The organism is Nannocystis sp., assembly GCF_016714285.1.
Lineage (GTDB): Bacteria > Myxococcota_A > Polyangia > Nannocystales > Nannocystaceae > Nannocystis.
In genome coordinates this window covers 21,169-40,625 of record NZ_JADJNN010000022.1, presented here as the reverse complement: position 1 = coordinate 40,625, position 19,457 = coordinate 21,169, and the positions used below count along the sequence as shown (strand labels likewise).

General features: G+C 71.4%; 18 protein-coding genes and 1 pseudogene. 10 read left to right on the top strand and 9 right to left on the bottom strand.

Annotated elements, in window-relative coordinates:
* The first annotated feature begins 177 nt into the window (after positions 1-177).
* From IPJ59_RS28830 to IPJ59_RS28820, 3 genes are read left to right on the top strand one after another with little or no spacing between them, the layout of a single operon-like run.
* Entirely contained in the window at positions 178-738 is a 561-nt protein-coding gene (locus IPJ59_RS28830; protein WP_293274166.1) for an ureidoglycolate lyase, read from the top strand.
* Entirely contained in the window at positions 735-1,835 is a 1,101-nt protein-coding gene (gene atzD, locus IPJ59_RS28825; RefSeq protein ID WP_293274165.1) for a cyanuric acid amidohydrolase, read from the top strand. The genes IPJ59_RS28830 and atzD overlap by 4 nt, the downstream gene beginning before the upstream one ends.
* Positions 1,832-4,306: a thiamine pyrophosphate-requiring protein gene (locus IPJ59_RS28820; RefSeq protein ID WP_293274164.1), complete on the top strand. Its 2,475-nt coding sequence runs from the start codon at positions 1,832-1,834 to the stop codon at positions 4,304-4,306. The genes atzD and IPJ59_RS28820 overlap by 4 nt, the downstream gene beginning before the upstream one ends.
* Positions 4,307-4,449: 143 nt before the next feature.
* Here the strand turns inward: IPJ59_RS28820 and IPJ59_RS28815 are convergent, their stop codons facing one another.
* The 3 genes from IPJ59_RS28815 to IPJ59_RS28805 form a co-directional block, all read right to left on the bottom strand.
* A complete protein-coding gene (locus IPJ59_RS28815; RefSeq protein WP_293274163.1) occupies positions 4,450-5,412 on the bottom strand; it encodes an AEC family transporter in 963 nt (320 codons plus the stop codon).
* 106 nt (positions 5,413-5,518) lie between these two features.
* Positions 5,519-7,669 (bottom strand): FG-GAP repeat domain-containing protein, encoded by a 2,151-nt coding sequence (locus tag IPJ59_RS28810; RefSeq protein ID WP_293274162.1) that lies wholly within the window; start codon positions 7,667-7,669, stop codon positions 5,519-5,521.
* Between the two features lie 84 nt (positions 7,670-7,753).
* Complete coding sequence (locus IPJ59_RS28805; protein ID WP_293253574.1) at positions 7,754-8,425, bottom strand: HD domain-containing protein; 672 nt, start codon at positions 8,423-8,425, stop codon at positions 7,754-7,756.
* A gap of 40 nt (positions 8,426-8,465) precedes the next feature.
* Between IPJ59_RS28805 and IPJ59_RS28800 the strand changes: the two genes are divergently transcribed.
* Entirely contained in the window at positions 8,466-8,984 is a 519-nt protein-coding gene (locus IPJ59_RS28800; protein WP_293274161.1) for a DUF2505 family protein, read from the top strand.
* Positions 8,985-8,992: 8 nt separating this feature from the next.
* Here the strand turns inward: IPJ59_RS28800 and IPJ59_RS28795 are convergent, their stop codons facing one another.
* Positions 8,993-9,142, bottom strand: a complete 150-nt coding sequence (locus tag IPJ59_RS28795; RefSeq protein WP_293253569.1) for a hypothetical protein — start codon at positions 9,140-9,142, stop codon at positions 8,993-8,995.
* Between the two features lie 59 nt (positions 9,143-9,201).
* On the opposite strand from IPJ59_RS28795, the pseudogene argS reads away from it, so the two are divergent.
* A pseudogene (gene argS / locus IPJ59_RS38230) lies at positions 9,202-10,611 on the top strand (arginine--tRNA ligase domain-containing protein); the annotation flags it as partial.
* Positions 10,612-10,624: 13 nt separating this feature from the next.
* Complete coding sequence (locus tag IPJ59_RS28785) at positions 10,625-11,011, top strand: DALR anticodon-binding domain-containing protein (protein WP_366524712.1); 387 nt, start codon at positions 10,625-10,627, stop codon at positions 11,009-11,011.
* Between the two features lie 499 nt (positions 11,012-11,510).
* Here the strand turns inward: IPJ59_RS28785 and IPJ59_RS28780 are convergent, their stop codons facing one another.
* Positions 11,511-11,927, bottom strand: coding sequence for a hypothetical protein (locus tag IPJ59_RS28780; RefSeq protein WP_293274159.1), 417 nt, complete (start codon positions 11,925-11,927; stop codon positions 11,511-11,513).
* A 120-nt stretch (positions 11,928-12,047) separates the two neighbouring features.
* Between IPJ59_RS28780 and IPJ59_RS28775 the strand changes: the two genes are divergently transcribed.
* From IPJ59_RS28775 to IPJ59_RS28765, 3 genes are all read left to right on the top strand, one after another.
* Complete coding sequence (locus IPJ59_RS28775) at positions 12,048-12,497, top strand: hypothetical protein (RefSeq protein WP_293253561.1); 450 nt, start codon at positions 12,048-12,050, stop codon at positions 12,495-12,497.
* Positions 12,498-12,622: 125 nt separating this feature from the next.
* A complete protein-coding gene (gene deoC, locus IPJ59_RS28770; RefSeq protein WP_366524711.1) occupies positions 12,623-13,318 on the top strand; it encodes a deoxyribose-phosphate aldolase in 696 nt (231 codons plus the stop codon).
* On the top strand, positions 13,318-14,163 hold the full coding sequence (locus tag IPJ59_RS28765; RefSeq protein WP_293253555.1) for a nucleoside phosphorylase: 846 nt from the start codon (positions 13,318-13,320) through the stop codon (positions 14,161-14,163). Before deoC ends, IPJ59_RS28765 begins: the two co-directional genes overlap by 1 nt.
* A gap of 6 nt (positions 14,164-14,169) precedes the next feature.
* Here IPJ59_RS28765 and fmt read toward each other — a convergent pair whose 3' ends face one another.
* Entirely contained in the window at positions 14,170-15,123 is a 954-nt protein-coding gene (fmt, locus tag IPJ59_RS28760) for a methionyl-tRNA formyltransferase (protein WP_293253552.1), read from the bottom strand.
* A 2-nt stretch (positions 15,124-15,125) separates the two neighbouring features.
* Positions 15,126-17,171: a hypothetical protein gene (locus IPJ59_RS28755; RefSeq protein ID WP_293253549.1), complete on the bottom strand. Its 2,046-nt coding sequence runs from the start codon at positions 17,169-17,171 to the stop codon at positions 15,126-15,128.
* Positions 17,172-17,340: 169 nt separating this feature from the next.
* Here IPJ59_RS28755 and IPJ59_RS28750 point away from each other — a divergent pair, with 169 nt between their 5' ends.
* Positions 17,341-17,808, top strand: coding sequence for a DUF2147 domain-containing protein (locus tag IPJ59_RS28750; RefSeq protein ID WP_293253547.1), 468 nt, complete (start codon positions 17,341-17,343; stop codon positions 17,806-17,808).
* A 63-nt stretch (positions 17,809-17,871) separates the two neighbouring features.
* Here the strand turns inward: IPJ59_RS28750 and IPJ59_RS28745 are convergent, their stop codons facing one another.
* Positions 17,872-18,681, bottom strand: coding sequence for a hypothetical protein (locus IPJ59_RS28745; protein ID WP_293274158.1), 810 nt, complete (start codon positions 18,679-18,681; stop codon positions 17,872-17,874).
* 11 nt (positions 18,682-18,692) lie between these two features.
* A complete protein-coding gene (locus tag IPJ59_RS28740; protein ID WP_293274157.1) occupies positions 18,693-19,457 on the bottom strand; it encodes a hypothetical protein in 765 nt (254 codons plus the stop codon).

Sequence of the window (19,457 nt, the reverse complement as noted above, 5' to 3'; positions counted from 1 at the left end):
GCGAAGCACGGCGCATCGTATCCGCGGCCCCGAGCCCGGTCAACGCTCCGCGCAGCCAAACCACCTCCCTGACCTTCGCTTCCGGACCTCGGCCACCTCGGCCTCGGGCAAGATCTGCGCAGTGATGGAGGCGCTCAGCGGTGACACCTGGGCGGGCTCCTGATCTATATTCGCGGCATGCAGAGCCCCCGTCTCATCGAGGTCCCCGTCGTTCACGCCACCCGCGAGAACACCGCCGAGTATGGAATCTTCATTGGCACCGATGTGCCAGCGGCCGGCCTGGCCATCCCGTTCTACAAGGGGGCGGTGGAGGAGGGCTTCAACCTGCCCTTTGTGTACCACGAGCACGCGGTGATCCGCACCGCTCGCATCCATCCGCGACCCGGCAAGATCACCTGGCTCGAGCGCCACCTGCGAATGTCCCAGCTGTTCGTCGGCCTCGGCGACGCGCCGCTGGCGATGGTGCTCGGCAAGCCGAACCCGGACCGCGACGTGCCCGACCTCGATCAGGTGAAGGCCTTCATCCTGCCGCCCGGCCACGGCATCATGATCCACGTCGGGACCTGGCACGACTTCCCGATGGCGATCGATCGCCCGGTCACCGTGCTGACCGCCAACTCGGCCGAGGTCGTCGAGGCGCTCGCCACCCAGGCGCTCGCCGAGGAGATGGACCGCGGCGACGTGCGCAAGATCGACATCCTTCGCCACACCGGCTGCGTGCTCGAGGTGAGCTTGTGAGGGTTCGGGCCTTCGCCGTCGACACCCGCGATCCAGCCGACGTCGACGAGCTGCGGCGCCTGCTCGACGCGCAGGCGTTCGCCGCGTCCGACGTGATCGCAGTGATCGGCAAGACCGAGGGCAACGGCGGTCGCAACGATTTCTCGCGCGGGCTCGCTATGGCGGCGCTCGAGCACCTCTTCGCGCCGCGGCTCGGGGTCGCGGCCGAGCAGGTCCAGGACCGCGTGATCTTCTCGTTCTCGGGCGGCACCGAGGGTGTGGTCGCGCCGCATATGCTGGTGCTGGTCCGCGAGGGCGAGCGCGCCAGCCAACGCCGCCCGGTGAAGCGCCTGGCCGTGGCGATCGGCCACACCCGGGCCTTCGCGCCGGAGGAGATCGGGCGAATGCCCCAGATCGAGGAGACCGCCCGGCTCGTGCGTGAGATCGCCGGGACCCTCGATCTCGACGCGCTGGCCGATGTGCACCTCGTGCAGATGAAGGGGGCCATCCCCAAATTCTCGCCTGAACAGGCCCAGGCCGCCGAACGAGCCGGTCGGGCCCTGCGCTGCGATATGGTCGGATCGCGGGCCGCCTCGGCGCTGGGTGTGGCCCTGGCGCTGGGTGAGGTCGAGCGCGCGCAGCTCTCCGACGAGGTCGTGTGCAACGATTGGTCGCTCTACTCGGGCGTCGCCTCGTGCTCGGCCAAGCCAGGGCAAGAGCGCACCGAGATCGTCGTATTCGCCAACAGCCCGACCTGGACCGGCGATCTGATGATCGAGCACGGGATCCTCGCCGACATCCTCGACATCGAGGGCGTGCGGGCCGTCGCCCGCAAGCTCGGATTGACCCTCCCCGTCGACCCATCCGCGAGCCCCCTGGTCGGTGTATTTGCCAAGTCCGAGGCCGATCCCCGCGGACGCATTCGCGGTCGACGCCATACCATGCTCAGCGACGACGATATCGGCGACACCCGCTATTCGCGCTGCGTGCTGAGCTCGGTGCTCGCCGCCACGCTCGGCGACACCCGCGTGTATGTATCGACCCGCGCCGAACATCATGGCCCGCTCGGCGGCGGTCCGCTGGCGATCGTCGCGCGCCTGCCGGAGGTGTCGACATGAGCCGCGACCGCGAACTGGTGGTGTTCCTGCCCGCGGTGGGCGGCGACTCGACCTTCTGGCGCCCGCAGCTCGCCGCGCTGGCGGACGACTACGCCACGCTGGCGCTCGACCTGGTCCGGCCGGCCGCCGAGGTCTCGATGGCCGGGTTCGCCGACGACGTCGCCGCCGCGATCGAGCAGCGAGGCTACACGCGCGCCCACGTGGTCGGGCTCTCGATGGGCGGGGTGGTGGCGCTCGAGCTGCTCGCGCGCCACCGCGACAAGGTGCGCTCGCTGACGCTGGCCAACACCTGGGCCTTCCACGCCGACGCCGCCGACCGGCGGGCGTGGTTCTCGGAGCAGATGGCACGCATGAGCGTGCCGGAGTTCTCACGCATGAGCCTGCCCGGCCTGTTCGCGCCGACCACCGATCGCCGGGTCGTCGAGGCCGGGATCGCCGTCGAGAGCGCCAAAGATCCAGCCATGTATCAGGCCTGCTGGCACGCGATGCTGGTCTCCGATCACCGCGGACTGCTGGCCAATATCGACGTCCCGCTGCTGCTGATCGGCGGCGCACTCGATGCGATCACGCCGACCTCGCTGCTGCGAACGATCTCCGATTCGGCCGCCTGCGCGCGCCTGGTCGAGCTGCCGGGCGCCTCGCACTTCTCCAACCTCGACTGCCCCGAGGCGTTCATCACGGCCCTGCGCGGCCAGCTTCGCGGCGCCCGTGGCCACGGCGACGATCGCCTGGACCCCGCGCCCGAGGCGACCTTCGAGCTGCCCGCGGGGACCAGCGCGGAGCAGCTCCTGCGCCTGCTCGATCACCACGGCGTCCAGCTGCTCGCATCGAACTCCGGCACCGACTTCACGCCGATCATCGACGCGCTGGCCCGGCTTGACCGCGCGTCCGATGCGCGATCTGCGCGAGGGCGCCCGCGATGGGGCCTGCGCATCGTCGCCTGTCCGCACGAGAATACCGTCATCTCGCTGGCCCACGGCCACGCCCTGCTGTCCCACCGCCCGCAGGCCGCGATGGGCCACGTCGGGGTCGGGACCGCCGCGATGGGCATGGGCATCATCAACGCCAGGCGCGCGCGTGTGCCGATCCTGGTGCTGGCCGGGCACACCCCCTGGTATGAACAGGGGCGCCCCGGAGCCCGCAGCAACTTCGTGCAATGGGGCCAGGACACCTTCGATCAGGGCGGCTACTTCCGCGAATTCACCAAGTGGGACTACGAGCTGCGCAGCGGCCACGCGCTCGACGTCGTGGTCGAGCGCGCGCTGGCGATCGCCGAGTCACCGCCCGCGGGACCGGTCTATCTGACCCTGCCCAAGGAGCCGCTGTGCGAGCAGAACCCGGCGATCGAGCTGTCGGCCCGCGCGCGCCAGACCAGGGCCCGCGCCAGCGTGCCCGAGCCGGCCGCGCTGGCGACCGCCGCGCGGTGGCTGCGTGAGGCCGAGCGTGCGGTGATCGTCACCGCCGATCTCGGGCACTACGTCGGCGGCCCCGAGGCGCTGCTGCGGCTCTCGCAGGTCGCGGGCGTCGGCGTCATCGAGCACGGCAAGCGCAACTTCTTCAACTTCCCGACCGAGCACCCGCATCACCTCGGCTTCGATCCCGCGGCCGACATCGAATCTGCGGATCTGGTGATCGCCGTCGAATGTCCGGTGCCGTGGATCCCCTCGCAGAGCCAGCGCGCCCGGGCCCCGCGGGTCATCGGTATCGGCGTCGACCCGCTGTTCGGCGACCTGCCGATGCGCGGCTTCCCCTGCGACCTCAACCTCGCGGGCGATCCAGCCGCGACCTTGCGGGCGCTGGCCGACGCGATCGGCGGACCGGCCGTGATCCGGCCCGAGCTCGCCGCCTTGCACGAGCAGCGGTTCACCGCGGCCCGCGAGGCCGCCCGGAGGGACGGGACCCGCGAGCGGATCACCAAGGCGTATCTCTCGTGGATGATCGGCCAGCTCATCGACGACGACGTCGTGATCGTCAACGAGTACAACCTCGATCCGTGGCTGGTGCCGCGCCGCTGCAGCGATTCATGGTTCGAGAACTCGGTCGCCAGCGGGCTCGGATGGTCGCTCGGCGCGGCGCTCGGGGCCAAGCTCGCCGCCCCTGAGCGCACGATCGTGGCGACCCTCGGCGACGGCGCGTACTACTTCAACGCGCCGCTCAGCGCCCACCACGTCGCCGCGGCCCAGCGCCTGCCGATCGTCGTCATCGTCTTCAACGATCAGGCGTGGAGCACGATCAAGAGCAGCACGCGCGGCTCACATCCGCGGGGCGACGCGGTCCGCGACGATCGCTTCGCGCTGTGTGACTTCAACGTCGCCGTCGACTTCGCGGCGGTCGCCGAGGCGGCCGGCGGCGTCGGCATTCGCGTCGAAGCGACCAGCGAGGTCGAGGCCGCGCTGCGCCGCGCGCTCGCGCTGGCCCGGACCGGCGACCGCCTGGTCCTGCTCGACGTGATCTGCGAGCGCAACGGCTAGCAAGTCGGCGCGCCGCCTCGCCGTCGCCGGCGAGGCGACAAAGACCAAGCGAGGTCGTGCGTCGGGCCGCGCTGGTGGCGGCTCGGTGGTGGTATTGGTGGTGGTGGTCGCCTCGGCGGTGGAGCTGGTGGTGGCGGCACGGATCACAGGCCGATCGCGTGCAGGCTCGCGGCGAGGATCGGCAGGGTGAGCAGCGAGAGCAGCGTCGTGATGACAGCCGCGGCGGAGGCCAGGCGCGCGTCGCAGCCCGCGTTCGTGGCGATGATCGCGGCGACGACCGCGGTGGGCATGGCCGCCTGCAGCACGGCCGCCTGCGCGACCTCGCCGCGCACACCCAGCGCGAGCAGGATGAGCGCGGCCAGGCCGGGCATGATGATCAGCTTGATCACGGTGATACCGGCGAGCGCCCGCGTCTGGCCGCGCAGCGATCGCAGGTCGAGGCCGAGGCCGATCGTCAGGAACGCCAGGGTCGTGGTGGCCTGGCCGATCGATGTCAGCGGCCCGGCGAGCAGCGTCGGCAATTCGCGTCCGCTGAGGGCGAGGCCGAGGCCGATCAGCACGGCGATCATCATCGGTTGGGCCAGCAGGCGGAGCAGCGCGCGCGCGGCCCGGGGCAGCCGCGGCTCCGCAGCACGCCGCGCCTGGCTGGCCATCGCGTTGGCGAAGGCCACCCCGGCGCTGAGCAGCAAGATCGTGGTGTCGACGGTGTCGATGATCACGGCCGTGGTCGCCGCGCTGGCCGAACCCGGGTAACGCGCGAGCACGAAGGGCAGGCCGAGGAAGGCCGTGTTCGAGAAGGCCGCGACGATGCCGGCCGCCCCCTGGCTCGGGCGCGACGCACGGAGCAGGCGCAGCCACAGCGTACCGAGCGCGAGCGCCACGAACATTGCGACGGTGACCGCCAGCAGGGCCGGCAGCAGCCCGGACTCGAAGCGCGCGCGCGCGAGGATCACGACCAGCAGCGCTGGCATGGTGATCTGCACGATCACCCGGCCGAGCACCTCCGGGGCGTTCGCGGGCAGAGCCCCGAGCACCCGCAACAGCTGGCCGACCGCGGTCAGCCCGAACAGCGTGAGCAGCAGCGGGAGGATGTCGCCAGCGGGCACCGCTGCCTTCTTACGCCAGGCCGGGGCCGCCGACGGCGCCTCTCCGCGTGAGCATCCCCCGCCGCCGCCGATTCGCACCGACGGCAGCCCGACCGTTTCGACCCTCCTACTCGCAAAAGGGCCCCGGCAGCGTGACCGTGTTGTTGGCGAGATCGCACTCCTGCTCCTTCACCGACACCTTCACCGTGATCGACTCGAGCCCGACCGGGTCGAGCACGAACGCCACCGCGTCGAGGTACTTGCCCGGATCGATGATATCGGGCAGTTCCTGGTTGCCCAGCATCACGTTCTGCCCGTTGACCACCCCGAGCACCTCGATCGTCGTCGGCGTCGTCACCGGCGACGCGCCGATGTTGCCCGGGTTCACCCACAACACCAGCTTGCCGTCCTTGCACTCGAACACGCACGGCGCCGAAACCTCGAGCACCACATCCGGCGTCTTCTTGCCGTCCGGCGGCGACAGATCGCCCGACCGGAAGTTGTTGTACGCCTTGTAGTTCGGCGCCGGAAACTGCGGGATCGTCCCGTCATCGTTGACATTGGTGATGTAGTACGCGTGTTGATTCCAGATCTTCCGCGCCGGCCGCCACGACTTGTCCTTGTCGCCGTACACCGTCACGCCGGTCTTGGTCCCGTACGCATAGTTATTGTTGATCACCACGATCTCCGACTGCCCGTCATTATCCACGTCGACCACCAGCGGATACTCGAACAGGGTGCCGCTGCCGTGGCCGAGGATATTGAGCTTCTCGGCCCCGTTGCTGCCGGCGTAGACCCGCAGGCGCACCTCGTCGTTATAGACCACGTCGGCCGCCCCGTCGCCCTCGAAGTCATACACCGACGATCCCGTCTGCTGCGAGCTCGCGTCCTGGGTCGGCTTCTGCCACAACACCTTGCCGTCCGACTCGAACACCGCATATCCGGTCTTGCCGGCGACCCCGATCTCCGGCTCGCCGTCGCCGTCGTAGTCGGCGATCGTCGGCGGGCCGCCGCCGCCGCCCGGGAACACCACGTCCCACTTGACCACGCCCTTGCCGGTCTGCATGCGCACCTTGCCGCCGCCGACCACGATGATATCGGGGACGCTGTCGAGGTCCATGTCAGCGATGCCGATCCAGCCGTCGGCGAGCGCGGGGTTATACCACTGCTCCTTGCCGTCGACGTCGTACACCGCGTTGCCGGCGACCAGTTCCTGGTTGCCGTCTCCGTCGAGATCGACCACCACCGCGGCGACACTGCCGATGCCGTACTTCACGGTCGCACGCAGCGTCCCGTCGTTGTTGAGGATCGACTTTCCGACCACGACCTCGGGCTTGCCGTCGCCGTTCATATCGGCGATCGCTGGATATGAATAGATGCTCGCGCCCAGCGCAGGCGAGGTCCACTTGAGCGTGCCGTCGTGCTCGAAGGCCTTGGCGACGCCCCCATTCGTCACCGTCACCAGCTCGACGATGCCGTCACCGTCGATATCGCCGCCGGCCACGCCGGCCGTGCCATTGATGCTCTGGTTGCCAATGTTGAGGATCTCCTTGCCGTCGTCGCCGCTGACCGCCCGCAGCCAGCCCGGCGAGGTGTAGCCGCCGCCGGCGAAGGTGGTGAACACGATGTCCGGGACATCGAGGTCGTTGATCTTGCCGTCGGCGTTATCGTCGGTCAGCGACACCACGATCGGCGCCGCCATCACCTGCGTGAAGGTCGGCCCGACCGACCAGGTGCTCTTCGACCACTCGGCCACCGGGTTGAAGGCGCCCACCTGGGGCTCGATCTCGCAGTCAGGGTCCTGCGGCCCGTCGAAGCCCGCTGGCGGCATGTCGCACAGCAGCGGCGCCCCGGTGTCCCCGCTGCTGCCGCCGCTGCCGCTGGTGTCTGTGTCGACGCCGACCGTGCCCCCGCTGCTGGCGCTGTCGCCCGTCATCGGTCCGCCGCTCGTGCTGTCGGTCGCGCTCGCGCTGTCGGTCGCCGAGTTCGAGTTCGAGTTCGAGTCGGTGCTGGAATTCGAGTTCGAATTCGAGTCCGTCGCGTCGGTCAGGCTCACCTGCGAATCGCTGAGCGAGTTACTACCGCCGGTCGGCTCCGTCGCCGAATCCGACAGCGAGTTGCTGCCCCCCGTCGGCTCCGTCGCCGAGGCGGAATTGGAGGCCCCGCCGGTCCCCGTGCTGCCCTCGGTCGCGCCGCCCGAGGCCGTCGTCCCACCACTGTCACCACACGCATTCACCAACAACGGCCCAGCGATCAACCACCTGAAGTTTCCAGACATCCCCACCTCCCAAATGCGAGGCATTAGGCGAGTGGCCACCGGGCCTGTCAAGCCGTGCGCCGCGCCGCCGGCCGCGCTGGCCGGTCAGGCGCCCGCGAGCTCGCGCTCGAATCGGGCGAGGAAATCGTCCATCAGGCGCGCGCGCGGCCCCGCCAGCGCCCGCGCGCTGACCGTGTGCAACCCGGCAGGGATGCGCAACAGCTTGCGAAAGAAGTGGTCGAGCCCGAAGCGACGATCGTCCGGTTCACGCGTCCGACACAGCGGATCGTGCTCGCTGTAAAACGGCGTGCGCATCGCGGTGCAGGTGGCGAACAGGCGCGCCACGCCCACCGCACCGATCGCGTCGAGTCGGTCGGCGTCCTGCACAACCCGCGCTGCGAGAGAGGTCGGCATCACCCCCTTGGAGAACGCATGATCGCGGATGCACGCGCAGATCTCGGCGCCGCGAGCCGCGTCGATCCCCTCGGCGCGCAGCAGCTCGCCCGCCGCCTCGGCGCACAGGTCACCCGAGCGCCACGACTCCGGGTGGTCCTTGGGCAGATTGACCAGCTCGTGCAGCAGCGCCGCCCCGACGCACACCACGAGATCAGCGCCCTCGGCCGCGGCGATCGTCCGGGCCAGCGCGGCGACGCGGCGCACGTGCAAGATGTCGTGCGCCGGGTCAGCGTCGACCGGCATCGCCTGCTCGGCCAGCGCGGCCAGCCGCGCCAGCAAGACCTCGTCCTCGGGGCTCGCCTGCATGATGCCGCCAGACATACCGCGACCCGTCGATCTTCCGCTATGCTGCGCCGCCGGTATGAAGAAAGTCCACCTCGTCCACGAGATCCACTGCTCGCCTGAAGCCTTCTGGAAGCTGTACTTCGACCCCGAGTTCACGACCGCCTTGATCACCCAGGCGGTCAAGGTCGACGACTTCAAGATCCTCAAGTTCGCGGAGACCGACCGGGAGATCCACCGCATCAGCACCGGCCGCCCGCGGATCAACGCCCCCGCCGCGATCCAGAAGGTGATCGGCGACAACTTCAGCTACACGGACGAGGTCCGCTTCGACAAGTCGACCCAGATCCTTCGCTGGCAGATCCGCCTCAGCACCTTCACCGACAAGACCCGCAACGAGGGCGTCCTGCGCGTCGAGCCGATCGGCCCCGACCGCATCCGCCGCATCGCCGACGCCGAGGTCGAGGCCCGCATCTTCGGCATGGGCGGCATCATGGAATCTGGCATGGAGAAGCAGATGCAAGAGGGCTGGGGCGCCGGCGCCGAGTTCACGAACCGGTGGATCGCCAGCCACCGCCCCGCTCACGAGCCCACCTGAGCGTCCGCCTAAAGCCCGTGCTCCGGGTCGCCGCCGTCGCCGTGGCGCCCCCGCAGCGCGCGTGTGCGCCGCAGCAGCCCGCGCAGCAGCGCGACGAAGAAGCCGGCCAGGAACAGCCACAGCAGCGCGAAGGCGATGACGCCGTAGAGATTCCCCACGCCGCCGTTTTACCACGGCATTGCCCGCGCGTGCGCGCCCGGGCTACCCTCCGCGCCCGATGTTCGACGCCTCGCTCGCCGCCGCAGCCGCCCGCGCGCTGCACCCCGCCCTGCCCGAGGCCGCCGGCCTGAGCCTCGCCGAGGTCGCCGCGTCGATCGTGGCCCCGCCGGACCCGACGATGGGCGACCTCGCGTTCCCCTGCTTCAAGCTGGCCAAGGCGCTGCGCAAGGGCCCGCCGCAGATCGCCGCGGAGCTGGCCGCGCGCCTCACCACCATGACGGCCGACTCGCTGATCGCCAGCGCCGTCGCGGCCGGCCCCTACGTCAATCTCCGCCTCGATCTCGGCCGCGCCGCCGCGCTCGTCCTCCCGCCGCTCGCGCGCGCCGAGGTCCCCGCGCCGCCCGCCAGCGGCACGCGCGTGATGATCGAGTATTCGCAGCCCAACACCCACAAGGCCTTCCACGTCGGCCACCTGCGCAACCTCTGCCTCGGCGACGCGCTGGTCCGCCTGCTCCGCGCCGACGGCGACGAGGTCATCGCCGCCAACTACCTCGGCGACGTCGGGGCCCACATCGCCAAGTGCCTGTGGTGGTACCTCGACCACCTCGCCGACCGCACGCCACCGCCCAGCCACCGCGGCGAGTGGCTCGGCGAGCTCTATGCGGCCGCCACCAGCCAGCTCGAGCTGTGGGACGAGCAAGCGAGGGCCGGCGACACGCAGGCCGCCACCAGCCTGGCCGCCGCGAAGGCCCGCACCACCGAGCTCCTGCAGAAGCTCGAGGCCCGCGACCCCGAGCTGCTGGGAGTATGGTCAGAGACGCGGCAATGGTCGCTCGACGACTTCGCCGAGATCTACGCCTGGTGCGGCGTTCGCTTCGACCGAGTGTTCTACGAGAGCGAGGTCGACGAGCCCGGCCTCGCGCTGGTCGACGAGTTCCTGGCGAAGGGCGTGTTCATCGTCAGCGAGGGCGCGATCGGCGTCGTCAACGACGAGGTCAAGCACATGCCCTTCTTCATGCTGCGCAAGCGCGACGGCACCGGCCTCTACGCCACCAAGGACCTCGCCCTCGCCCGCCTCAAGTTCGAGGAGTATCGCATCGACCGATCGATCTACGTCGTCGACGTGCGCCAGAGCGACCACTTCCGCCACGTCTTCCTCACCCTCAAGAAGATGGGCTTCGCCCAGGCCGAGCGCTGCCAGCACGTGCCCTACGAGATGGTCGAGCTGCCCGACGGGCCGATGGCGACGCGCAAGGGCAACGTGGTGCTGTTTCGCAGCCTGCGCCAGCAGATGACCGCGCACATCCGCCGCATGTACCTCGATAACTTCATCGGCGAATGGCCCGAGGACGAGCTCGCCGCCGCCGCCGATATGATCGCTATCGGCGCGATCAAATACGGCATGCTCGCCCGCGACGTGAACCAGAAGATCGTCTTCGACATGCCCGCGTGGCTCGAGCTCACCGGCAACACCGGACCCTATTTGCAATACACCTGCGCCCGCGCCCAGTCGATCCTCGGCAAGTGCGCCGAGGTCGACAAGAATCGACCCCGCCCTGCTCGTCGCCCCGCCCGGCGACCCCGTCCCGACGCCCGCCGAGGTTCATCCCGACGAGCGCGCCCTCCTCCTGGCCCTCGACCGCCTCCCCGCCTCGGCCCACGCCGCCGCCCAACAGTTGCGCCCCTCCTTGCTCTGCACCTACCTGTTCGAGCTGGCCCAGACCTTCAACACCTTCAACGCCGCCTGCCCGGTCAAGCCCAGCGAGGGCGCACAGCTGCAGCTGCGCCTGCTGCTCGTCACGGCCACGGTGAACGCGATGCGTCACGCGCTCGGCCTGCTCGGCATCCCCGCGCTGCGTCGGATGTGAGGCGCGCCCCGCCGGGGCCGCAGCTCGCCCCCCCCCCCCCCCCCCCCCCCCCCCCCCCCCCCCCCCCCCCCCCCCCCCCCCCCCCCCCCCCCCCCCCCCCCCCCCCGCCGCCGGCCCCCCCCCCCCCCCCCCCCCCCCCCCCCCCCCCCCCCCCCCCCCCCCCCCCCCCCCCCCCCCCCCCCCCCCCCCCCCCCCCCCCCCCCCCCCCCCCCCCCCCCCCCCCCCCCCCCCCCCCCCCCCCCCGCCCCCCCCCGGGCCCCCGGACCCCCTCCCCGCCGCCCCCCCCCCCCCCCCCGCCTCCCCCCCCCCCCCCCCCCCCCCCCCCCCCCCCCCCCCCCCCCCCCCCCCGCCGCCCGGCCGCCCCCCCCCCCCCCCCCCCCCCCCCCCCCCCCCCCCCCCCCCCCCCCCCCCCCCCCCCCCCCCCCCCCCCCCCCCGCCCCCCCCCCCCTTCTTCGCAACCCCCCGGCGCTGTCACGGCGCGAGGTCGCACGATCTGTCCTCAAGGCCAGCCAGTGAGCTCGCGCATCAGCATCCCGAGCCCCGCGCTGGTGGCGTTGGCGACCAGCGCCCACAGCAGCGGACGCGGCACCCGCAGGGCGCGCAGCAGCAGCGCCTCGGAGAGCACCGCGAAGCTCTCGGCGGTGATGAAGAACAGCTCGTAGCGCCACGCCAGCAGGCCGGGCCATTGCGCGACCATCTGCAGCCACAGCCGCGACGAGAACAGCGCCGGGATCACGAACCACACGTACGGGTGGGTCGCCATCGACGCGAGGAAGGCGAAGCCGAGGCGCCAGCGCAACGACTCCGGCGGCAAGGGCTCGCCGCGGGCGTCCACGCGGCGGCGAAACGCCATCATGTAGATCGGCATCTCGAGCGCCTGGGTGAACACGAATGCCGAGAACCACGCGGAGATCACGAGACCCGCATCCTAACCGCGATCCCTCCGCGTGTGCGCAGCTCGACGGGCGTTGTTGCTCGAGCCGCCCGCTGATATCGTCCCGCCAGGCACGCCACGTGCCCCGGGAGCCATGCCCTCATGACCCACCTCCAGCGCCTCGCTCTCCTCGCAGTCGTCGCCCCCCTCCTCGCCTGCAATGAGGGCGAGGGCGGCGCGGTCGCCGAGTACCTCGACAGCGCCGACGCCTACGCGCGTCAGGTCTGCGCCTGCGAGTACGACAACCCCCTGCTCCTCCTCGGCCTCCACGCCCCCTACCCGTCCACCGAGGAGTGCCTGATGGACCTGCCCGCCAACTCGGCCGAACGCGGCTGCGTCGAGGGCCTGTTCAAGGACGCCACCGTCGACTACAGCGCCGTGCTCGACTGCCGCGCCGACGCCCAGCGCAAGGCCAAGGGCTGCCTCGCGGCGCTCACCTGCACGGACACGATGCGCGTCGACTGCTACACGCAGGCCGCCGACGAGATCCAGGCCTGCCCCGACCTGCCCAACGACGTCGAGGCGAAGCTCAACGACTGCCTGTACAACTGACCCTCCGTGGGCCCCTCCATGGCCTTCCGTGGCCCCTCCCTTGACCGTCCCCTTGGGCCTTGCCGCTGTGCTTCACCTTCGCGCCGGCCTTCACCCCGACCCCGGCCTTCGCGTCCGCCGCCCCCATGCTGACCCGCACCCAACTCGCCGCGAGCATCGACCACACCCTGCTGCGGCCCGCGGCCACGCGCGCGCAGATCGAGGCGCTGTGCGCCGAGGCCCGCGAGCACCGCTTCGCCAGCGTCTGCGTGCAGCCCGCGCGCGTCGCCCTCGCTCGCAGCTGTCTCTCGGGACATGTCCCGGTGTGCACGGTGATCGGCTTCCCGCTCGGCGCCAACCGCCCGGAGATCAAGGCCGCCGAGGCGCGCCTGGCCGTGGCCGAGGGCGCCGACGAGCTCGACGTCGTCATCGCCCTCGGCGCCCTGCGAGACGGCGCCCACGACGAGGTCATCGCCGACCTCGCAGGCGTCGTGGCCGCGGCGGGCGGTCGCCTGGTCAAGGCGATCCTCGAGACCGCGCTGCTCGAGCCGGCGGAGATCGACCTCGCCTGCGCCCTCGCGGTCGCGGCCGGCGTCGGCTTCGTCAAGACCTCGACCGGCTTCGGCCCGGGCGGCGCCACCGTCGAGGCCGTCGCCCGCATGCGCCGCGCCGTCGGGCCCGACATCGGCGTCAAGGCCTCGGGCGGCATCGGCGACGCCGCCAGCGCGCGGGCCATGCTGGCCGCCGGGGCCACCCGCCTCGGCGCCAGCGCCTCCCTGAAGATCCTCGCCGAGTGGGACAACCCTGTCCCCACGAACATGTCCGGAAGTACAGGTTACTGATGCAGCAAGGTTACGAGTCCGCCGAGCGAGTGCGCGACGCCGAGGGTCGGCAGTACCACATTGGCCTCGCCCCCGGCGAGGTCGCGCGTCACATCATGCTGGTCGGCGACCCCGCGCGGGCCACCCGCGTCGCCGGCCTGTTCGACCGCGTCGAGCTCGAGCGTCGCAACCGCGAATTCGTCACCTACACCGGCGAGCACCGCGGCCTGCGGGTCACGGTGATGGGCACCGGGATGGGCAGCGGGCCCACCGAGATCGCGGTGATCGAGCTGTGCCAGGTCGTCGAGCGCCCGGTGATGATCCGCTGCGGCAGCGCCGGCGCGCTCCAGCCCGACATGCAGCTCGGCGACCTAGCGATCAGCCAGGCCGCCCTGCGCCTCGAGAACACCACCTGCTACTTCGTCGAGGAGGGTTACCCCGCCGTCGCCGACCCGCAGGCAGTGCTCGCCCTCGCGGCCGCGGCCGCGGCCGACGGCCAGCGCTTCCACGTTGGCATCACCGCCACGGCGCCCGGCTTCTACGGCGCCCAGGGCCGCAAGATCCCCGGCTTCATGCCGCGCGAGCCGGACATCGTCGCTCGCCTCGCGGCCCAGGGCGTCAAGAACCTCGAGATGGAGACCTCGACCCTGCTCACCCTCGCGACCCTGCGCGGCTTCCCTGCCGGCGCCGTGTGTGCGATCTACGCGACCCGCCACGACAACGTCTTCATCACCCCCGCCCAGAAGGACGCCGCCGAGCTCGCCTGCGTCCGCTGCGGCCTCGAGGCGCTGCACACCCTCGACGCGATGGAAGCTGCCCGCGGCGCCAGCCCGATCTGGCACCCAGGTCTGCCGCTCCGGCGCTGACCCGCGTCAGCTCGCTGGCTCTGCCGGCGGGTCCGCCAGGCGCTCGCCCGCCGCGAAGGGCTTGCCCGCCGCGTAGGCCTGCGCCGGCATGCGCTTGCCCCCGACCACCTGCAACTCCTGCACGCACACCACCCCCTCGCCGCAGGCCACATGCACGCCGACCCGGTCGACCCCGAGCACCTGTCCCGGCGCCGCGTCGTCCGGGCGCGACCGGCTCGAGGGCGCCGCGCGAAACAGCTTGAGTGTCAGCGGCCCGCGCCCGGTGAACGCCCCCGGCCACGGGTCCATGCCGCGCACGTGGTCGACCACCTGGCTTGAAGAACATGTCCATCGGGTCAGGCCCTCGGCCTTGCTCAGCATCGGCGCCAGGGTCACCCGCGACTCGTCCTGCGGCGTCGGCGGGGGCAGCTCCGGCAGCGCACGCAGCACCTCGGCGAGCAGCCGGCCACCGAGCGGGGCGAGGCGCTCGAACAGCTCACCGCTGGTCTCGAGCGGGCCGATCGGCGTCACCAGCTCGCGGTAGATCGGCCCGGTGTCGAGGCCCTCCTCCATCCGCATGATCGCCACGCCGGTCTCGCCGTCGCCGGCCAGCACGGCGCGCTGGATCGGCGCCGCGCCGCGCCAGCGCGGGAGCAGCGAGGCGTGCACGTTGATGCATCCAAACCGCGGCAGCTCCAGGATCTCCCGCGGCAAGATCCGCCCATAGGCGGTGACGACGATGACATCCAGCGCGTGCCGGCGCAGCTCGGCCGCCAGAGATCCATCGCGCACCTTGGTCGGCTGCAACACCGGCACACCGAGCACCAGCGCGGCCTCCTTCACCGCCGGCGCGACCAGCTTGCGGCCACGACCCGCGGGCCGGTCGGGCTGGCTGACGACCACCCGCAGGTCACACACCTCGGCGACCGCGTGCAGGCTGGCGACCGCGAACTCGGGAGACCCCATGAAGGCAGCACGCATGGTCATGATGCTCCGGGCAGCTGGGCGAGGTAGGCGGAACGCAGCGCCTCGTCGAGCAAGACCTCACAGGCCTCGTCGAGCGCGGCGTGCAGCTCCGCGAGCGCGTCGGCCAGCTCCTCGCGAGTGCGGGGCTCGAGCCGCTCGTCGGCGAAGGTGTCACGCAGGTCAGCGTGCGCCCGCAACAGCTCGGCACGACCCGCCTCACGAGCCACGCCGAGCAGGCTGAAGTAGTCGGAGTCCCGCGCGAGCGCGAGCCGCTCGTCGATCCGCCGGCGGTCGATCGCCACCAGGGCAGCCTCCGCGTCGGCGGCCACTGGCGCCGCCAACCCTGCCGCCAGCAGCACGCAGCCCACCGCCCACAGGTCGCGCTCGTCGATGCCGTCCTCCGCGACCATCTGGCCCAGCTCGCGACTGCCGTCGAGCAGCCCGAGCCAGTCCTCCGCCCCGGGGACGCGCAACGCTGCGGCCAAACCATCGAGGTCCTCGACGTCGAGGTGCAGCGCCGCGGAGTCTGGCAAGGCCGCACGCATGCGGTCGCGACCGAGCCCGAGCCGCGCTCCCGCGGCCAGCAGGGCCAGCACCGGCGTGCCAAGCTCGAGCTCGGCGGGCGCGGGCTCATGGTCGACCTGCCAGCGCTCGGCCGCGTCGCTGCACAACGACTCGCAGATCCGCTGCACCGCGTCGCGCACCACCTCATGCTGCTCCCGCGGCTTGAGCAGCCCCGACTGAACCAGACGTCGGGCAGAGGCCACGAGCTCACCGTCGATCCATCGCGCCGCAACCTGCTGCCCACGACCCACCAGACCACGCGCCTGCAAGCGCTGCAGCAGGCCGTCCGCTGTCGCCGTGCTCGCCGCGTACACCGGCTCGCCGCGACGCCACCACACCTGCTTCACCACCCCGCCCGCGAAGCCGACCACCAGCCGGCCATCGACCCCTCGCGCGTGCAGCTGCCACAGGCGCCGCAGCACGTCGATCCCCGCGAGCGGCTCGGCCCGCGTCGGGTCGACCCGCGCGCGACCGATGTCCGCACGAGGCGCTGCCAGCCGCGCCGTCGTGTCGCTCGCGTCGCGCAACACCGGCCGCGCAGGCGCGACCAGCCGCGCCGTCGTGTCGCTCGCGTCGCGCAGCACCGGACGCGCCGGCGCGACCAGCCGCGCCGTCGCCTCGACCCGTCCACCCTCGCCCCGCGTCAGCCTCGGCTCCGCCACTCGCTCGACCCGCGGCGCCAGCACCCGCGCCGTCGTGTCCCCCGGTCCGCCCCGTGGCGCCCGCCCCTCGGACCTGTCCCCGCGGACAGCTCCCGTATCCTCCCCACGTGCGGCCTGGCGTAAGCGCTGGGTGTCGTCGCCGCCACCCGCGTTGCTCAGGCGCTGGGTGGCCTCGGGCCGCGGCGGCGCCGCGTCGCTCATCTCCGGCCGTCGCGACGCCGCCGGGTCACTGGGCTCAGGACTCGCCAGCAGGCCCCCGGCCTCGGGCGTCTCGAGCCCGTGGTCGACGTCCGGGAGCGCATCCAGGCCGAGCGACTCGAGGTCATCGGGTTCGGCCTCGCTCGACTCATGCGTCTTGAGCCTCGCCGCGAGGATCTCCAGCGTACGGTGCAGCTGCCCCAGCACCGGGTCCCGTGCCCCTCGTTCAGTGAGTGGGCGCACTGCTTCGGGCGCATCAGCATCCTCCGCATGGCTGGGGGCGCCTGGTCCAACCAGGTCCGCGAGCACCCTGGACAGGTCCTCGTCACTGACCGGAGCCGCGAGGAAGTGGTCGGCCCCCAGCTCCAGAACATCCGCGAGATCCCGCAGCTCCCCGCCGAGGCTGCCGACCAGGATCAGCGGAACGTCGTCCCGACCGCGTCGCGCCGCATCGACCAGCGTGGCCGCGTCGGTCTCGCCGAGGCAGACCAGCACCGCCATGGCCGCTGGCGACGCGGCGACACGACCGCTGAGCTCGCGCTCGCGCACCGGCGTGACCGTGTAACCGAGGTCCTGCACGCGGGGGATGAGGCTCCCACGCTGGCTGCGGTCGCCGACGATGAGGATCTCCGGGGCCAAGGCGGCCGGAGTGTACCCGGCAAGCGGGCGCCCGCGGACCCAGGGAGCCCGGAAAAGTTGGCCTGGGCCTGCATAGACCGGGCACTGGCAGAGTCGATGCCCTATCACGCCCGGTCCTGCGCGGCCGGAGTACACTGTGGTCTGTCAACTGCCCTGAGGATCCCTCCCGATGCACGCAACTCTCGTATCCCTGTTCCAGCGGCCCGCCAGGCTCATCGCCGCCGCCCTCGTCGCCACTGTCCTGTTCGTCGCCACCACGGCGACCGCGTTCTTCGAGCGAACCACCGCGGTCGGCTACTGGAAGACGATCGACGACGAGACCGGCGATGCCAAGTCCATCGTCAAGATCTACGAGGTCGACGGCAAGCTCTATGGCCGCGTCGACCGCCTCCTGCAAGACCCCGGCGCCCTGTGTGACAAGTGCGAGGGCGAGGACTACAACGCGCCGATCCAGGGCATGGTCGTGATGTGGGGCATGAACTCCGACGGCGACGGCGAGTGGAGCGGCGGCAAGATCTTCGACCCCAAGAAGGGCAAGACCTACCGCTGCTCGATCTGGCTGAAGGACGGCAACCTGATGGTCCGCGGCCATCTCGGCCCCTTCTTCCGCACCCAGAAGTGGCTCCCGCACGGCTGAGCCCGCCTCACGCCACTCGCAGCGACCGCCGGCCCTGCCCGCGGTCGCTGCCGTGCTTAAGCCTCACGAAGTGCGCGTCCCCTTGCAGTGGCCCTCGCCGTCGATGTGCCCGAGCGTCGTCGTCAGGTGCTCGATGAAGTGCCACAGGTCGACGATGTCCGTGCTGCCGACCTGATAGTTGGGCAGCGGGCGCAGGTCGACCGCCTCCAGCTCCGCCTGGCTCACCTCCCCGTCGTTGTCCGCGTCAGCCTCGGCGACCAGCGTGAAGGTGACGTTCGGGGTCTTCGAGTACAGGTCGTCGTAGAGCAGGTGGTCGCCGTGGATCGTGAGCTGCACGACCGCGGGCTGGCCCCCGCGCACATCGGCCAGCGACTCGCACTCGCTGTAGTCGGTGTGCGTGGCGAAGCCCCACGCGAAGTGCTTGCTGACATCCCCCTTCGTCGCCGTGCCAGCGACGTACACCGAGAAACCGCCGTCCACCATCAGCGCGAGGTCCTCGGCGCTGGCGTTGCCCGCCGTCGCGTCGGCGGCCGGCGCGATCGTGAAGCTGGTGTCGTCGTAGCGGCCCAGGCTCACCAGCTCCGACGCGACCTCCTGACCCGCACCGTCCGACGCCCGCGTCAGGTCAAAGACCTGGAACGCAGGCTCGCGGAGCCCCGGCTCCGAGCCCTTCTCGGCCACCGCGACCCCGCCGACGCTGACAAGAAATTTATCGTAACGCAGCGACCAGCCGTCGACGAAGATCTCCACCGGCAAGCCCTCCTCGATGTACTCCTCCCCGTAGATGCGGACCTCGAGCGCCTCGTCTCGCGCCGTGTCGCAGGCGGTGGAGCACAGGCTGGGCAGGATGAAAATACAAGCTCCACGCAGCATGGTCATGACCTTCACTTCGGTGTGGCGTTGTAGTGCACATGCGTCTGCAGCGTGCGCCGCAGGATGTTGTGGGCCTCGTCGCCCGGAACGATGCTGACGACGCCATCGCCGTCCGGGTCGAGCGCCGCGAAGTCGAGCCCGTCGAACAGCGACTTGGCCTCGACCGGGTCGGTCGGCAAGAACTGGACCTCGATCGGGTCCAGAGTGGCAGCCTCGACCGTGTCCTCGAACGGCGCGCCGACCAGCTGGGTCCCCGCCGCGATGTCGAGCACCGCCGTGAACGCGAGCTCCTGCTCGCCCTTGCGGGCCGTGCCGACCAGGTGGGCCGTGTGCCCGAGCAACGGATCCGCCGCCTCCAGCCCGTCCGCCGCCACCGCGGCGCGGAAGTTGAAGTTCATGCCGTTGTAGTCGCCGGTCAACATGTCGGCGGTCCCCAGCTTCATGCCATCGTGGCCGGTCCAGTCGAGGATGAAGTCACCCGCCAGCTCGCCCGTGACGTCGCCCCCCGCGTAGTGCCCCGGGTGGGCCCACACCCGCGAGATCAACCACCCACCGAGCGACGCGCTCGCCCCGTGCATCTCCCCGAGGATCGTAAACTGCAGGTCGGTCACGGCGATCCGCACGGTCGTCAGCTCCACCACCCAGTCGCCATCATTCGTCGTCGGCACGATGCCGGCGGCGTCGAGCTGGACGTCGAGCTGCACGTGCACCGACTCCTGACTCGGCGTACACGCGGTCGCCGCAAGCATGGTCGTCAGGACATGTCTCTTGCTCAT

Coding starts and splice junctions, on each gene's coding strand:
- IPJ59_RS28830 (WP_293274166.1), top strand. CDS start 178: ATGCAGAGCCCCCGTCTCATCGAGGTCCCCGTCGTTCACGCCACCCGC.
- IPJ59_RS28820 (WP_293274164.1), top strand. CDS start 1,832: ATGAGCCGCGACCGCGAACTGGTGGTGTTCCTGCCCGCGGTGGGCGGC.
- IPJ59_RS28810 (WP_293274162.1), bottom strand. CDS start 7,669: ATGTCTGGAAACTTCAGGTGGTTGATCGCTGGGCCGTTGTTGGTGAAT.
- IPJ59_RS28805 (WP_293253574.1), bottom strand. CDS start 8,425: ATGTCTGGCGGCATCATGCAGGCGAGCCCCGAGGACGAGGTCTTGCTG.
- IPJ59_RS28800 (WP_293274161.1), top strand. CDS start 8,466: ATGAAGAAAGTCCACCTCGTCCACGAGATCCACTGCTCGCCTGAAGCC.
- IPJ59_RS28775 (WP_293253561.1), top strand. CDS start 12,048: ATGACCCACCTCCAGCGCCTCGCTCTCCTCGCAGTCGTCGCCCCCCTC.
- deoC (WP_366524711.1), top strand. CDS start 12,623: ATGCTGACCCGCACCCAACTCGCCGCGAGCATCGACCACACCCTGCTG.
- IPJ59_RS28765 (WP_293253555.1), top strand. CDS start 13,318: ATGCAGCAAGGTTACGAGTCCGCCGAGCGAGTGCGCGACGCCGAGGGT.
- fmt (WP_293253552.1), bottom strand. CDS start 15,123: ATGCGTGCTGCCTTCATGGGGTCTCCCGAGTTCGCGGTCGCCAGCCTG.
- IPJ59_RS28750 (WP_293253547.1), top strand. CDS start 17,341: ATGCACGCAACTCTCGTATCCCTGTTCCAGCGGCCCGCCAGGCTCATC.
- IPJ59_RS28745 (WP_293274158.1), bottom strand. CDS start 18,681: ATGCTGCGTGGAGCTTGTATTTTCATCCTGCCCAGCCTGTGCTCCACC.
- IPJ59_RS28740 (WP_293274157.1), bottom strand. CDS start 19,457: ATGAGCAAGAGACATGTCCTGACGACCATGCTTGCGGCGACCGCGTGT.